The sequence below is a fragment of the Bacillus sp. FSL K6-1003 genome (assembly GCF_037964945.1).
GTDB lineage: Bacteria > Bacillota > Bacilli > Bacillales > Bacillaceae > Bacillus > Bacillus mojavensis.
Map to the genome: position 1 here is coordinate 1,943,811 of NZ_CP150176.1, position 17,264 is coordinate 1,961,074.

The 17,264-nt window shown below is 46.2% G+C and carries 4 protein-coding genes and 1 pseudogene; all 5 read right to left on the reverse strand.

From position 1 onward, the window contains the following. Positions 1-4: 4 nt before the first annotated feature. Positions 5-265 (reverse strand): annotated as a pseudogene (locus NSU16_RS09815) (GNAT family protein); the annotation flags it as partial. A 147-nt stretch (positions 266-412) separates the two neighbouring features. Next, on the reverse strand, positions 413-1,948 hold the full coding sequence (locus NSU16_RS09820; protein ID WP_326333465.1) for a glycoside hydrolase family 10 protein: 1,536 nt from the start codon (positions 1,946-1,948) through the stop codon (positions 413-415). Between the two features lie 143 nt (positions 1,949-2,091). Next, on the reverse strand, positions 2,092-2,484 hold the full coding sequence (locus tag NSU16_RS09825) for a DUF1360 domain-containing protein (protein WP_010334451.1): 393 nt from the start codon (positions 2,482-2,484) through the stop codon (positions 2,092-2,094). Between the two features lie 123 nt (positions 2,485-2,607). Beyond that, a complete protein-coding gene (gene fenB, locus NSU16_RS09830) occupies positions 2,608-6,432 on the reverse strand; it encodes a fengycin non-ribosomal peptide synthetase FenB (RefSeq protein WP_339192578.1) in 3,825 nt (1,274 codons plus the stop codon). 28 nt (positions 6,433-6,460) lie between these two features. After that, positions 6,461-17,257 carry a fengycin non-ribosomal peptide synthetase FenA gene (gene fenA, locus NSU16_RS09835; RefSeq protein ID WP_339192580.1) on the reverse strand — a complete coding sequence of 3,599 codons (10,797 nt, stop codon included), beginning with the start codon at positions 17,255-17,257 and terminating at the stop codon, positions 6,461-6,463. Positions 17,258-17,264: the final 7 nt, after the last annotated feature.

Below are 17,264 nucleotides of genomic sequence, written 5' to 3' on the forward strand. Positions count from 1 at the left end.
CGTTTCATACATCAAAATCTGCAGATTCAGATGTATTCCTATATATTTCTAAGTCGACAACTCCTTTGCCGGCCCAATAAGAAGCCTGTCTAATTAAGCCTTCTCTCATAAAATTATTTTTCAAGAGGACTTTTTTTGACGCTTTATTTGCAGGCATAACCTCTGCTTGAATTCGGTTTACGTTGACTTTATTAAATAAAAAAATGACCAGCATTTTGACGGCTTCAGTTGCAATGCTACGCCAATAATCTTGTCCTAGTCGGTAAAAATCATTTCCAAATTCACGTTCTTTCCTCCATTTGTATTTCTTTTATTTGTTTCTCTTAGTCCTTCAGCATCGGCCATACGTTTCCTGTCTATTCATAAAAAATGCAATATAAAGAGACGGCTAGTAAATAGCCGTCTCTAAGGGCTATTGATTTATTTTTCTTTTCGAGGCCTTACTTTCGTTGTGAAGCCGATCTGCTGACGTGACATAATACGTATAGGTTTTATTTGGTTTTGCCGTGTCATCCAGGAAGGTTTGCTTGTCGTTTGTTTTTCTTGCGGTGGCCAGTAATGCTTGCTTCTGTTTTCCTTCAGATCTGTATATCGCATAATAGGCTGTTTCCTTTGTTTTTCGATTTGATGGGTGGTCTTGTATGTGCAGGAGATTTCCGTTATCGTCTGCGGTTACTTTGGTCAGTTTCGGTTTTTTTGGCGCTTTGCTGTCGAGCCAAGGCATTTCGGGTACCAGTGCGGGCTTACTGTACAGGTCGGTTATGAGTCTGTCTTTGATGCCGAGCGGATTATTATTGAGGTCTTTAAGGCTGAAATGCATGCTTCCTTTTACCAGCTCCAGCTGACGGTTGAGGTTGATTTGTCGGGCGTATTCTTCAGGATCGGACCATGGCGGGTCAAAATTGTTATTGATTTTATAAGCTGCCTGCCCGATGTATAAATGAACGGGTCTGTTTTTGACTTCGTTGCTCCACCAATCAGCCAGCACGTCATAAGCGGCTGCGTTGAAGCCGATGCTCCAGTAAATTTGCGGGGCGATATAGTCGATGTCGCCTTGCTGGATCCAATGTCTCGTATCTGCATAAAGATCATCATAATTTCTGACGCCTGCTTTGGTATTTGATCCGGTTGGGTCGTCTTCTATGTTTCTCCATACACCGAATGGGCTGATGCCGAATTTAACATATGGTTTTTCAGCTTTGATTGTTTGATTGATTTGGCTCACAAGCTGGTTTACATTGTCTCTTCGCCAGTCATCAATATCAGGAAATGTGTCTTTCCCGTATTGTTCGTACTGTTCTGAATCAGGGAATTCCTGTCCGGCTATTTTATAAGGGTAAAAATAATCATCCATATGAACGGCATCAATATCATAATGCTTTACGACTTCTTCAATGCCCTCGACGATAAAATCCCTCGCTTCAGGAATGCCGGGATTATAATAAAGCTGCTTTCCGTAAGCAGCGACCCAGTCAGGATGCTTTCTTGCCGGGTGATCCTCAGACAATTTATTGAGATCTGTATGGTTCATCGTAATGCGGTAAGGATTAACCCAAGCGTGAAATTCAAGATTTCGTTTATGGGCTTCTTCAATCATAAAAGCGAGCGGATCATAACCTGGGTCTTTTCCTTGAACACCAGTCAAATATTCAGACCAAGGCCCGTAAGCGGACGGATAAAAGGCATCGGCCGTCGGCTTAATTTGAACAATGACGGCATTCATTCCCATTGACTGAACGTCATCCAGCAGGCTGAGATACTCCTGTTTTTGCGCTTCAATCGACAGCCCTTTTTTTGATGGCCAATCAAGGTTTAATACGGATGCAATCCATACGGCTCTCAGTTCCCTGTCCGTTTGTGCTTTGGCCAGATATGGAACGGTTATGATCAACGTTCCGATGAGCAAGCTGACAAGAATACGTACGATCGGCTTTTGACAACCCTTCATTGTATTTCGTCTCCCCCATTACATCGCTTTCACTATTTCGTTAATACGGTATTCCCGGGCTGTAAAAGGGTGCTTAATCGATTGAAGAAACCGGAATTATCACCGGGTGAACGTAAAAAAGTCCCGAAGCATCTTTATCTGCTTTAGGACTTTTTATCATTTATGAGTATTTGGACACTTTTTAACACGTCAACGAGTTTTACGCCTACGCCGACAGCTGATTCAAGAATGGCCTGTGCGCCTGCGATCGATAATATGAAAATCACCGGAACAGCGATATCAGGTAAAAAAAGATAGCCCAGCCCAATCAGGATGGCACACCAAACGCCGGCGCACCAGTAGCAATTAAGCATATAGCCAAAGTTTGAGGCCGGCACGTTTTTTTCATTCACGTGCCCGTTTGCATCAACAGTCCTTTTCTTTTTCATAAAAGGTTTTCGGATGAATTCAGTAATTTTGTCGAATACAATTAAGTGTGTCAGCCTGTAACTCGCCAGTATCAGCATAAAAAAAGTAAGCCAAGAAAGATGTTCCATGACAAGCCTCCAAGAAAAGGGATGTTGTTATCATTCCCCGCATTTTTGCATCCATTCTTATGCGCGACTCTCTAGCAAAAAGAAAACCGGACAGAGAATCGCTTCTGTCCGGCCTGTATTTGTTTAATGCTTGTTTGGCAGCATTTTTTGATCTGACGTAATCTTGTCTAATATATCAAGTATGATGCTTGCATTCTTTTCAGCACATTCACCTTCCAGCATGTCTTTGTGCGCGCCGTACCCGGTGTATTCGGTATAGCCTTCTTCAGCAGCGTCTTGCCATTTCTGTAATACCATAGGGCCGCTTGTTTCCGACTGAATGCCAGCTTCAATGAAATGAATGTTTGACTTGATGCGGCCTTCATTTATTAGCTGAGCCCAATAATCCTGATAGCACCTTTTTTTCTGCATCACTGTTTCTCTGACTGCTTCCGGCAAGTATGCGGCTGAGTCGTCTTTTTCGGTATCTGCTGTTATAGACTGATCCTTTTTGTAGGCGTCTACGATAATGAAGTCACTGACTTCTAATCCTTTCTGCTCCATAGCCTGTACGACCTCAAAAGCCAAGTTTCCGCCCGCGGAGTAGCCTAATAGAACGTACGGTCCTTCTGGCTGTATGTCGGTGATGCGGCTGACGTATTGTTCGATGCGGCTGTCTTCCTCAATAAAATGAAAGCCATATACGGCTGCTTTGTGATTTAGCTGTAGTGCCAAGTCTTTGAAATAAATCCCGAATCCTGAAATCGGCGGGAAGCAGAACAGGTTTTTTCCGCCTTGCTCGTTCAGTTGGATCACATGCTGTTCGCCAGCCGCTGTCAGCTGATTAGAATAAAGCTTTCCCGCAAGCTGGGCGATTGTCGGATTTTCGAATAAGACATCGATCGGTATATCAATATGCTGATGATGTTTAAGCATGTGTATCACTTGAAGCGCTTTAAGTGAATGTCCGCCAACAGCAAAGAAATCATCATGTATTCCGATCGTTTTGACACCGAGTACGCTTTTCCAAATTTGCATCAATTCCTGTTCGACCCAGTTTCTGGGCGGTGTAAGATCCTGACGATTTTCAGACTCGTTTTCAGGAATAGGAAGTGCGCTACGATTGATTTTTCCGTTTCCAGTAAGCGGCATACGGTCAACCCGGACCCAGCGCTGCGGAATCATGTAGTCAGGAAGCACACGTGCCAATGCAGCGCGAATTTCCTTTTCGTTTCTGCTGCCATCACTAACATAATGCGTGTATAGCTGCGCCTCTCCATCTGTTTCCACCGATGTAACTGCTGCTTCACGGACCCCTTCAATTTCTAACAGCCGCGCTTCAATTTCAGCGGGTTCAATCCGTTTTCCGCGAATTTTAATCTGCCTGTCAATCCGGCTGATATATTCTAGATTCCCATCGGGCAGCCACCGCGCCAAATCACCGGTACGGTATACTCTTTTTCCAGGTATGAAAGGATCAGGAGAAAAAACGGCAGCTGTTACATCATCTCTGTTCAAATAGCCTTTTGCCACCCCGTCACCGCCGACACATAGCTCTCCGGGAACGCCTATTGGCAAGAGACGTCCTTTTGCATCTAAGATGAAAGCGGTACAATTGCTGATCGGTTTCCCGATCGGGATTGGAGTCGCATAGTCTCTTTTAATCTCAAAAAAGGTTGAGAACGTCGTGTTTTCCGTTGGTCCATAGATATTATAAAGCGAAAGCTTCGGACACGCGTGTCTGACAGCATTTATAAGCTCAGGCGACAGCGCTTCGCCTCCGACATATAGCGTATGAAGCCTGCGGAACATGTCAGCTTGAGCTTGTGCCAGCTGATTAAAAAGAGCAGTTGTCAAAAACAGCACTGAGATGTTGTTTTCAAGTAAATACGCGCCAAAACGATCTGGTGTCAGCATTGTTGATTTATCAATGATATGCAGAGTTGCTCCTTTTAAAAGGGCCCCAAACATTTCAAAGGTGACGGCGTCAAAGCTGATGGATCCTGTCAGGATAAAGCGGTCATTTACAGAAGCTGATGTGTAATTGCTGTTGCAAACAAGGGACACGACATTGCGATTGGTGATCATGACGCCTTTAGGCCGGCCTGTCGAACCGGAAGTATACATGATGTACGCGAGATCATCCGGGCCAGTGACGATTTCCAAAGGTGTCGTATCTTCTTCAATCAGCGCCTCTGCATCTGCAGAAATGAAGGTTCCTGCAAACGCTGTGTTTGGCTCCAGTCCTTTTTGAACAATCAGCATAGCGGCTTTTGTCTCGTCGAGCATATAGCTGATCCGTTCAGGCGGAAGCTCCGCGTCAAGAGGAAGGTATGTCCCCCCTGCTTTTAAAACAGCCAGTACACTAATGATGAATTCAGGAGAATGACCAGCCAAAATACCGGCTGTCCCGTTTCGGCGCAGCCCGTTTTCATACAATGTTCTGGCCAGTGCATCCGATTTTTGATCGAGCTCACGATAAGAGATGGACCTATTTCCGTAAACTAGCGCCGTTTGATCTGGTGTTTTTGCTGTCTGTTCGCGGAATAGATCTGTCACTGTTTTGTTTTTTGGATACTCCGTCGAAGTGTCATTACATTGTGTTAACATCTGCTCTTTTTCTTTCGGATCAAGAAAGGAAAAGTCTGCAACGGGAATGTCAGGGTGATCTGCAGCAGCTTGTAACGCTTGTGTAAGCTGTCTTTGGATGCAGGTCATCCAGGCAGCATCATACACGTGCGCATTATAGCTGAACTTGATGACGAGTTCATCACCGGGAGCAACGACAAGGTTAAAATTGTACCCTGACTGTTCAGACACGTTTACATTGTCTATTTGCAGAGGTGAATTAATCCGATCAGCTGAGTCAGCCATTTTTTGCTGTAATGGATAGTTTTCAAAGACAATAATGTGGTCAATCAGTTCCTGTTTTAAGGCGGTGTTTGCCTGAATATCGAATAAAGGATGGCAGGTAAACGGCTCGGCGTCCAGCATATCTTTTTGACAGCGGGTGAGCAGTTCTGCTAACGTTTCTTCTTTGCCTGTTTGAACACGAACCGGAACCGTATTGATAAACAATCCGATCATTGACTCAACACCCGGGATTTCAGATGGTCTGCCTGAAACGACTGCGCCAAAAACGACATCGTCCGTTCGGTTGTAGCGCTGGAGCATGACACCCCAGACCGTTTGAATAAAGGTGGCAAGCGTGACGCCTGTTTGTTTGGCGGTCTCTTTCAGCTTGTCCGTCAGCTTTTGATGTAGAGTGAAAATTAATTCTTCGCGGTAATACCCTTCTTTTGCTTCTCTGTCCGTCACCCGAGGCAGCGGTGAGGGGGTGCTGTAGTTTTTCAGATAAGCACGCCAGTAGTCCGCTGCCGTTTCTTTGTCTTGTTTTGTCAGCCAAGAAATATAGGTGCTGTAGGGACGGACAGGCTCCATAGAAAGGTGATTTCCTGTATGGATAGATTGATAGATTTGCATAAATTCCTGCAGAATGATCCCGAGACACCAGCCGTCCATTAAGATGTGATGATGACTCCAGACACAGACATGCTCATTATCCGCTTTTTTGAGCAGAGAAATCCGCATCAGCATGTCTTTTTGCAAATCAAACCCTTTTTCCTTATCTATCTCTTTAAACTGTTCAATATAATCATTCTGCTCATTCGTTTGCAGGCTGGAAATGTCCTCATTGTGCAAATGGAATTTCCGTTCTGTCATCACGACCTGCCGAGGCCCCGATAAATTGGGGACGTGCGGCAGAAATACGGTTCTGAAGATATCATGGCGGTCGATGATGGCTTGAATACTGCGCTGAAACATCTCATAGCTAAGGTTTCCTTTTATCGTAAAGAGCGACTGCTCAACATATGCTCCCTCCTCTTTTTGGAGGAAGGAATGAAACAGCATGCCCTCCTGCATATAACTCAGAGGATATATGTTCTTGATTTTTTTGGTTTTCCCCATATGGCCTGCACCTTTCTATACGGTTTCATTAGTGAAAACTGAGCATATCAGCGATCTCTTGGAGTGCGTCCTCGGTCAGTTCATGATCATCAAAATCACTGATGGTTTTTTCTGTTTCTGTTTTGTTCAGACAGTGATCAATCAGCTTCAGTAAGTAGTGATGGCAATTCTCACAAAGCTGTGCAATTGTTTTATGCTGGAAACGGGATGTTTCATACGTCATGTTGACTGTCATTTTTCCTTCTGCTGCTATCGCACTGATATCAAGCGTTTGCTCACGGTTCCAAGAGGTGCTGATATCTTCTCCGGTCCCGAGCGGAGAAAACGAGAAGGTGTTTTCATCAGGCGCTTCAGTTGTACGGCTGTTTTCAAATTGACCCAGATAGTTGAAGCTGATTTCCGCTGTGCCGCTGAAATCGACGTCAGTTTTCTCAGGCGGGGTCAAATACTTGAGTACACCGTAGCCGAATCCTTTGTCCGGTACGCGTCTCAGTGTATCTTTTGTTGTTTTTAACACATGAACCAAGTATTCTTCTTGATCCTTGTCGGTCAAGTCTGAATCTAGTTTGACGAATAACGGATAAATGGCGGTAAACCATCCAACCGTGCGGCTGACATCTATGCCGTCTAACACACCCTCGCGTCCGTGGCTTTCTAATGACAATTTGACGGTAGATTGTTTCGTCCAATCCCGCAAAGCTAGAATCACGGAAGCCAGCAGCATATCTTGCGTATCTGTGTTATATGTGCGGTTGACGCTTTTTAAAAGCGCCTCCGTCTCTTTTGTATTGAGAGAGAATGAAACTGTATCCCGTTTTCTCTCATTTAACGTTTGATCGTTTATTTGATCAAACGGCAGTGCTTCTGCCTGATACTCTTCAGCTTCGCGCCAATAGGCGAGCTGTTTCATAAGCTGACGGCTTTCAGCATAGTCGGCGAGTTTTTCCGTATATGCTTTGAAGGAGCTAGTTTTAGGCGGCAAATCAATGCCTTCTCCCTTTACAGCCTGACGATATCCGGTTGCCAAATCCTCCAGCAGGACACGCCATGAGATGCCGTCAACGATGAAGTGATGAGCCGTTAGGAACAAAAAGTCTCCGTCATCTGCACGGAAAAGTCCGGCCTGCAATAGCGGCCCTTTTTCCAAATCTATGTTCTGTTGAATGCCACGTACATGGTGTTTCATAAGAGATTCATATGCATTGACTTCTGAACCTTTAAGATTGATGATCTGAAGGCTGTACAGTGCGTCGTCTGAATGACTGACCGGCCGATTATATTGAACCCATTTGCCTTGCTCAGACTGTGTGAACACCATTCGCAGCGCATCGTGGTGAATGGTGATGGCTTTTAACGTTTTGCGCAGCGCGTCTTCTTGGACGGAGGCATTCCGATGCAGCATAACAGATTGATTAAAATGGTGTTTCTCTTTTATATCTTGAGAAAGGAACCATTTCTGAACAGGTGACCATTGTACTTCTCCCTCAACCGGAGCTTGGCTGGCACTAGTATCGGAATCACGAATATAGGCTGCCAGTTCTTTAATTGTCGGATGACTGAATAAATCTTTAACCGACATTTGCTTCCCGATTCGATGAAGCCGTGCTGACACCTGTAACGCTTTAATGGAATCTCCTCCAAGCTCAAAGAACGAAGCGTCAATTCCGATTTTTTCTGCACCGAGCACTTCACCCCATATATCTGCCAGTTTTTGTTCTATCTCGCTGTTCGGTGCATGAAATGTCCGTACTTGATTGAATGCCGGTTCTGGAAGTGCCCGGCGATCCAGCTTGCCATTTGGTGACAAAGGAAGCGTGTCCAGCGTTTGAATAAACGCCGGCATCATATATAAAGGCAGCTGTTTTTTTAATTCGGCACGCAGCATTTCTGTATTGAAGTCTTGCTCTGCCACAATATAAGCACATAATTCGGTTTGAGCAGGCGCTGTTTCGCGAGCAAGGACAACGGCCTCTTTTACTCCGTTTATACGGCGGATAACCGATTCAATTTCTTTCGTTTCTACACGGTGGCCTCTGATTTTGACTTGATCGTCCAATCGTCCTACGTACTCGATCGTACCGTCTGCCATCCATCTGGCTGCGTCACCTGTTCGATACATGCGTTTTTCGTGCTGAAATGGGTGCTGAACGAACGTTTTTGCTGTCAGTTCCGGAAGATTGACGTACCCTCTCGCAAGCCCTGTTCCTGCTATGCAAAGCTCGCCGGCAACGCCGATTGGCTGAAGCTGATCCCCGTTTAAAATCAGCACTTCAGTATTGTCGATCGGCCGGCCGATGCATACGTTTTTCTGCCGTTCCATATGTCTCATGGCTGTGGTTGCCACACTGTTTTCTGTCGGCCCATATTCGTTTGCTAGCTCTGTATTCGGACATATTGCCATGCTGCGGTCTATCAATTCCCGGTCAGCTGCTTCTCCTGCAAGCGTGACTACTCTAAGCGTCTTTGCATCTTCCGGCTGTAGGACGTCCAAAAGCGCCCGATATAAAACAGGGACGATAATCATATGTGTAATTCGATGATGAGATAGATCATGCTTAATGGACAAAATATCTTTCGCTTCGTTTTCATCAGGCAGCACTGTCTTTGCACCTGACAAAAGCGGTGTGAACATACTTGTTAAAAAGCCGTCAAACGAAAAAGAAAAGAGCTGAAGGACTGTGTCTGTCTCATTCAAAGCATAAGCGTTTTGCCGCCACTGCAGGGTGTTGGCTATTCCTTTATGCTCGACCATCACTCCTTTAGGCTGGCCTGTCGTTCCTGAAGTGTAAATGATATAAGCCAAATGCTGAGGGCGTGACACTTGCGGAAGCGGTGATCCGTCGTATGTCTCCGCGTTCTCTAGGGCGAATATCTCACCTTCAAAATCTTCAAGTGCTTCTTGGTCCGCAGCAGGTAAAGTGATGAGCAGTTTGGTTCGGCTGTCGCCGAGTATATAGCGTTTCCGTTCCGCCGGGTATTCCGGATCAATCGGGACATAACAGCCGCCGGCTTTCCAAACGCCCAGAATGGCTGCAATCATGCTGAAGGAACGAGGCATCATAATTCCGACTGGTGTGTCCGGTTTAACCCCGCGGTCACGCAGTGCCCATGCAATGCCATTGGACCATTCGTCCAGTTCCTGATAGGTGAGCGTGTTTTCTCTGTTGACGAGTGCAGGAGCATTCGGAGTCAGCGCTGCTTGTTTTTCAAACAGGTGATCGATTGTTTGCCCTTTATGTTCATTTTCTTGGCCGCTGTTAAACTCATTCAGCAGTTTGTTTCGTTCTTCATGAGTCAGAATGTCGATATCGTTAAGAAGTGTGTTCGGGTTTTCGACGATATGGCTCAGCAAATTTGTCAGATGATATGTCCATTGTTTTACCGTTGCTTTTTGAAAAAGAGCAGACGAATATTCAAATTGTAAATGAATTTGCTCGTCACCCTCAGAAGCCTGCAATGTGATGTCAAATTTAGAAACATGATGAGAAACGCTGGCCGGCTGGAGTTGTATGTCATCCAGCTCCAAAGTCTGTTGCTCTGTATTTTGTACGACTAACATGGCGTCAAACACTGGATTTCGGCTCATATCCCGCGTTACACCGAGCTTGTCGACAAGCTCTTCGAACGGATAATCCTGATGTTCGTAAGCTTCCAATGCGGTCTCGCGAACTTTCTGCAAAAATTGCGCAAACGGCTTTCCGCCCTCCGGGCGTGCCCGAAGCGCCAGGGTGTTGACGAACATTCCAAGTATCGGCTCAAGGTCCTTGTGAGGACGTCCGGCAATAGGCGACCCGACGATGATGTCTTCCTGTCCGCTTAAGCGTGACAATAACGCTGTGTAAGCTGCCAGGAGCACCATGTACAGGGTGCTTCCGTTCTCGCGTGCGAGCTTGTGAAGCCCGGCTGTGAGTTCTTGATCGAGCGTAAATGAAACTTGATCACCCGTGAAGCTTCGCACCGGCGGCCGGGCGTAATCAGCCGGCAGGTCCAGTACAGGCAGCTCGCCTTCGAGCTGCTTCAGCCAGTACGCCTCCTGCGTCTTGTACGTGTCTCCTTTTTTAAAGGCCTCCTGCCATACGGCATAGTCTTTATATTGAATGTGAAGCGGAGGAAGCTCCTGATTGGCGTACAGCTTTCCGAATTCCCGAATGAGCGTATTGACTGAAACACCATCTGAAATAATGTGATGCATATCGACCAGTAATAGATGCCGCCCGTCTGATATCTTGACGATTCCCGCCCGGAACAGCGGAGCTTGGCTGAGATCAAACGGCTGGATAAACGATGCCGCGGCTTCCTGTTCAGTTTGTCCGCCGAGCACAGAGGTGTGGAATGTAAACGGCACTTCGTCATGGATGCGCTGAACCGGCTCGCCGTCTGTGTCCGTTGTAAAGGACGTCCGCAGTGACTCGTGGCGTTTGATCAGTGCTTTAAATATCGCGTCTAATCTTTCCACATCCAAGTTTCCTTCAAGCTCCAAGGCCGCAGGCATATTGTAGCCTGTGCCTCCATCCTCCAGCTGCTGGAGCACATACATCCGCTTTTGGGCGGAGGAAACCGGGTAGGTCTCGCGTTTTTCTGCCGGCTTAATGGCTTCATACGGACTTTCCGTTCCTTCGCTGATGACAGAAGCCAAACCTTCTACCGTGGGATGGGCAAAAACCTCCTTCAGCGGCACCTGGACGCCGAATTCCTTGGCAATCCGGGAGACAAGCGCGGTGGCTTTTAAGGAATGGCCTCCCCGGTCAAAAAAGTTGTCGTGAATGCCGACAGGGCCGCTTTTCAGCACTTCCTCCCACAGCTGGGAAAGCTTCATCTCTGTCAGATTTCTCGGTGCCGAGTAGGTTTCCCGATCTGCCGCTCCGTCAGGAGCAGGCAGCGCTTTTCGGTCGAGCTTCCCGCTCGGGGTAACCGGCCATTGTTCCATCTCAATGATATGAGCAGGAATCATGTAGCCCGGAAGCAATGTCTCAAGCTGCTTGCGCACTTCATTTCTTCCGAGCCCTTCTGCATACGCACATAATTCCGCCTCGCCGCTTTCTGTACGAACAGTCACAGCCGCTTCCCGCACGCCTTCTATGCTTCTGAGCGCCGCTTCGATTTCTCCCGGCTCAATCCGGTAGCCGCGGATTTTCACCTGGTCATCCAGACGGCCGAGGAATTCAACCTGTCCGTCAGGCAGCCAGCGCGCCAAATCACCCGTTTTGTACATGCGTTCACCCGGATAAAATGGATCATCAAGAAAACGTTCTTCTGTTAATTCCGGGCGATTCAAGTAGCCTCTGGCGACACCGGCTCCGGCGATATACAATTCCCCGATACATCCAGCAGGCAGCACCCTCTGCTTCTGGTTCAGAATATACAATCTGACATGATGAATAGGTTTGCCAATGGGAATGCGGTCAAGTTTTTCATCAACATGGCAATCAAAGAATGCCGCTTCTACAGTAGCTTCGGTAGGCCCATAGGAATTGGTTAATGTAACATCTGGCAGCAATTCACAGAACCGAGAGACAAGATGAGCCCCTAGCTGTTCGCCTCCAGAAAACACTCTCTTCAGCCTGTTCGTTTTGATCGGTACAATGCCATTTTTTATATATTCTAAAAACGCATGAAGCATAGAAGGCACAAAATGCATCGCGGTAATCTGCTGTTCTTCTATGACTTTCAAAATCATGTCCGGTTCTTTTTCGCCTCCTTGAGGAAGCAGATAAACAGAGGCGCCAGCGTACGGCCACCAAAACAGCTCCCATATCGAAGCATCGAAGGAATACGACGTTTTATGCAAAATGACGTCCGATTGATTCAAAGGATAGCGGAACTGAAGGGAATTCAAAAAATTCACTGCAGATTGATGCTCAACCTGTACCCCCTTAGGTCTTCCAGTAGAGCCGGATGTATAAATCATATAGGCTAAAGAATCCGGATAGACTTCAACATTTGGATTGGATACACGATGTGTCAGCCCGCTGTTTAATTGACTGAGATGAACGATTTCTCCATTAAAAGCCGGAATGTCTAGATTGTCAGATTGAATAAGGAGAATCCCAGAATCGCTGTCCTTCAGCAAAAAGCGGATCCGTTCCTCTGGATAATCCGGGTCAATAGGAAGATAAGCGCCGCCTGCTTTTAGAATCGCATAAATCCCGATCAGCATTTCAGGGGAACGCCTTCCCATAATGGCAACAGTCGTTTCGGCTTTTACTCCGCGGTCGATCAACTCCCAGGCTACACGGTTCGCCCGTTCGTTCAATTCCTTGTAGGTTATCGCTCCGTCTTCAAAGATTACAGCCGGTTGGTCAGGTGTTTTTGCTGCTTGCTGTTCGAGTGTATGGTGCAAGGTCTGATTCAACGGATAGCCTGTCTCTTCAAGCGGATGGCATGAGTCAATGAAAGACCTTTCTTCTGCTATTGTCAGGATCGGAATATCGTCCAATTCCATCTCAGGACTGGAAGCCGTGTTTTCCACAAGTGTTGTAAAAAGGTCGGCCCATCTTTGAACGGTATCTTTTTCAAACAAAGCGGTACTGTATTCAAACTGACAGTACAGCTCAGCTTCATGCTCCGTGACATACAGGGAAATATCGAACTTAGATATCGGATGCTGCAAATCGTTCCATCTAAGCAGCAAATCATTCATTTTCAGTGTTTGCTTTTCCATATTTTGCAGCACAAGTGTTGTATCAAACAGCGGATTCCGGCTCATTTCCCGCTGCACACCGAGTTGATCAACCAGCTCCTCAAACGGATAATCCTGATGCTCATAGGCCTCCAGGGCAGTCTGCTTGACTTCCTTCAGAAAATCCGTAAATGTCTTATTGCCGGCTGGGTGCGTCCGAAGCGCTAATGTATTGACGAACATGCCAAGGACCGATTCAAGATCGGCATGCGGGCGTCCGGCAATAGGCGAACCGATCACGATGTCTTCCTGACCGCTTAACCGCGACAAAAAAGCTGAATACAATGCCAGCAGCGTCATGTACAGCGTACTCCCATTTTTGCGGGCTAGCTGCTTCAGGCGGGATGTGATTTCTTCATTCATTTGAAATAAAATTTTTCCGCCTGAGAAATTCCGTTCTGCCGGTCGGCGCTTGTCTGTTGGGAGCTCAAGCACCGGCAGCTCACCGCTAAACTGTCTCAGCCAGTAAGTCTCCTGCTTTTTGTATGTGTCTCCCTTTTGAAATTCCTGCTGCCAAACGGCGTAATCTTTATATTGGATTCGTAACGGCTTAAGCGTCCGATTTGCATAGCGCTCAGTGAATTCGCGGATTAACAGCTGAACGGATACACCATCAGAAATGATATGATGCATGTCCACCAGCAGCAAATGCTTCTCGTTCGCAAGCTTCACAAGGCCAGCTCTGAATAACGGCGCTTGACTGAGGTCAAATGGACGGACAAATCCAGCAGCAGAGGCTTCCTCACTTAACGTAAACGGAACTTCACTGTGAATACGCTGTACGGGCTCGGCGTTTTCTCCCGGCACAAAGGACGTTCGAAGCGGCTCATGCCGGCTGATCAGTTCCTTGAATACAGCAGCCAATTTTTCGCGATCAAGCTTCCCTTCCAGTTCTAAAACTGCCGGCATGTTGTAGCCGACACCGCCATTATCTAGATGCTGGAGCACGTACATCCGTTTTTGAGCTGATGATACTGGGTACGTCGGTTGTTCTTTTGCCTGTGCAATCGCCGCATAAGGATTTTCCTCTGCATTTCGAATGATGAAAGCCAATCCCTCCACTGTCGGATGGGCAAATACGTCCTTCAGCGGGATTTGTACATGAAAGTCTTTGGCGATTCGCGACACAAGCACCGTTGCTTTTAACGAGTGTCCGCCGCGGTCAAAAAAGTTATCGTGAATGCCGATTGGGCCTTCCTTCAGCACATCTTCAAACAGCTGTGAAAGCTTTACCTCTAACAGGTTCCGCGGAGCAGCGTATGTATGACTGCTGATTGAAGCTTCCGGTTCTGGAAGAGCTGATTGATCGACTTTCCCGTTCGGCGTCAAAGGAATGCTGTCCACCGAGACCCATTTGGCCGGAATCATATATTCTGGGAGCTCACTTGCCAGATATTGTCGCAAAGCCGAGGGATCCAGCCTGTGCATACTGCTATAATAAGCGCATAACTCATGTTCTCCGCTTTGATTTTGCCGGATAAGAATAGCAGCTTCTTTTACCTCCGGATGATTCATTAACGCGATTTCTATTTCTTGCGGCTCGATTCGATAACCTCTGATTTTCACTTGATCGTCGGCTCGACCGATATATTCAAAGCTGCCGTCTTCACGAATTCTCGCTACATCTCCCGTTCGGTACATGATAGCTCCGGACCTGAAGGGATCGGGTAAAAATTTCTCTCGCGTCAGTTTATCGTTATTGATATAACCTCTGGCGACACTTGATCCGGATATATAAAGTTCTCCTGATACTCCCCGAGGCTGCAGCTGTTTTTGGCGATTTAAAATATACATATCAGTACAATCAATCGGTTTGCCAATCGGAGGAAACTCAGGAATTTGGTCACCCGGATATATGGTATATGCCGACACTACATGAGTTTCTGAAGGTCCATAATGATTATGAAAGTACATGTTGCGCTGACGCAAAACATCTTGGAGGAGACTGGAAACGATTAATTGCTCACCGGCTGTAATTAGGTGTTTTACATCACGAGGAAACGCGTTCGCAAATTCCTGTTCGCTGAAAATCATTTTGATAAAAGCTGTTGGGAGAAACACAATAGCCGTCTGATGCTCTTTTATAAATGCAAACAGCTGAGGCACGTCTCTTTTTATAGCTTCAGGTACGATATGAAGTGTGCCGCCTTCCAGCAATGTTGAAAATATTTCTTGATAGCAGACGTCAAAGGCAGGAGTAGCAAATTGCAAAACGTTATTTTGAAAGTCAATGCCAGAGCGAGTGAATTCAAACTGCAGCAAGTTCGCCATATTTCGATGTTCAAATTGAACGCCTTTTGGTTTTCCTGTTGTGCCTGATGTGTAAATCATATAGAGCAGATCGTCCGCGCTATTCACTGAATGCAAGCAGCTGCCGTCTTCGATTTGAGAATCTTCCATATAGGTAACATTCAGGCCAGTCTCAAGCAAAGGTGCAAAACGCGCTTGTGAAACGACATGAGAGCAGCCGCTGTCATTCAGAATATAATGGATTCTGTCAGACGGATAATGGGGATCGATTGGAACAATGGCGCCTCCAGCCTTCAATATACCGAGAACACCGGTAATGAACTCAGCTGAGCGTTCCATCATGATTGCGACAGGTTCCTGCCTCATAACGCCTTTTTTCTGCAAATGCCGTGCCAATCTGTTGGCGGATTCGTTCAATTCTTTATAGGTCAGAGATTGTGCTTGATCAATTATAGCCTGCGCGTCAGGCGTCTTTTCTGCCTGTTTTTCAAACATGGCATGGATGGTTTCATAAGCTGGTGTGTGATCTTTGATTTCCCCAATCAACTGCAGCTTTTCATTGTCTGTTGTGATATCGATGTCCGCTGGTGAGAGATGCGGATGATCTAAGATTTGAGAAACAGTGTTCAACAGATGCTCCTTAACAGAAAGCACAAAGGAACGGTCATGCAGTGCTGGATCATAGCTCATTTTTATATGGATTTTTTCCGCTGGCGCGACCATGAGATAAAAGCTGTAATTGGTTTCATCCGCCACTTTGAAGTTATGAATCTGAAAAAGATCTGAATCGTGCTCCTGGCTGTTCAGCATTTCTATTTCTTTCTGCACCGGATAGTTTTCGAATACAAGAATGTGATCTATCAAACCTTGCTTGACTGCTGAACGGGACTGTATCTCGTATAGAGGATGGTAGCTGTACGCTTCTGCAGCAAGGCGATCCTTTTGCATGTCTTTTACGAGCTGTAAAAATGGCCTTTTTGATCCGTGTAGCCGTATGGGAATTGTGTTGATGAAAAGCCCAACCATTTGTTCAATTCCTTCAATGTCTGAGGGCCTTCCTGACATGACAGAACCGAATACCGCGTCATCACTATTGTTATATTTTTGAAGAAGAATCCCCCAAAGGGTATGGAAAATCGTGCTGAGTGTGACTTCTTCTCTTACGGCAAGCTCTGAAAGCCTGCTGCTGTCTTCTTTTGAAAATGAAAATGTAATTTGCTCCTGCCTGCTTGTACTCTTTGTTTTTTTCTGCTTCGGAAGCAAGGTTTGCTGCTCATAGCCGGAAAGATAATTGTCCCAATAGGAAACAGCTTTCTCTTTGTCTTGCTCCATCAGCCAATTGATATAAGTTCCGTATGGCTGAACGGGCTCCAGTGATAATGGAGCCCCTTTTATTTTTGATGCATAAATCTGAAGAAATTCTTTTAGTACAATGCCGAGGCACCAGCCGTCCATCATGATGTGGTGAAAGGTCCAAATACAAGTATATTGCCGCTTTCCGGTTCGAATAAGTGTGATGCGCATGAGCATATCCTTTTGCAGATGAAACCCTTTGGCGCGGTCCTTTTCTTTTATTTGTTCGACAAACGCAGATTGGCCCGCTTCATCTAAATGAGCAATGTCCTCCTCCAGTACACTGACAGTCCGTTCTCTCAGGACAACCTGCTGAGGTGAAGAGACATTTTGGCTGATGAAAATCGTTCTGAAAATGTCATGTCTTGCTACTAAAGCATTGATGCTCTCTTGGAAAAACTGTAAATTAACTTCTCCCTCTATTGTAAAAGAGGCTTGTTCAACATATGCCCGTGAATCTTTTTGCAGGAGGGAATGAAAAAGCATTCCTTCCTGCATATAAGACAGCGGATAAATATCCTGAATTGAATTCGTTTTTGTCATGTTCATA

Coding starts and splice junctions, on each gene's coding strand:
- NSU16_RS09820 (WP_326333465.1), bottom strand. CDS start 1,948: ATGAAGGGTTGTCAAAAGCCGATCGTACGTATTCTTGTCAGCTTGCTC.
- NSU16_RS09825 (WP_010334451.1), bottom strand. CDS start 2,484: ATGGAACATCTTTCTTGGCTTACTTTTTTTATGCTGATACTGGCGAGT.
- fenA (WP_339192580.1), bottom strand. CDS start 17,257: ATGACAAAAACGAATTCAATTCAGGATATTTATCCGCTGTCTTATATG.
- fenB (WP_339192578.1), bottom strand. CDS start 6,432: ATGGGGAAAACCAAAAAAATCAAGAACATATATCCTCTGAGTTATATG.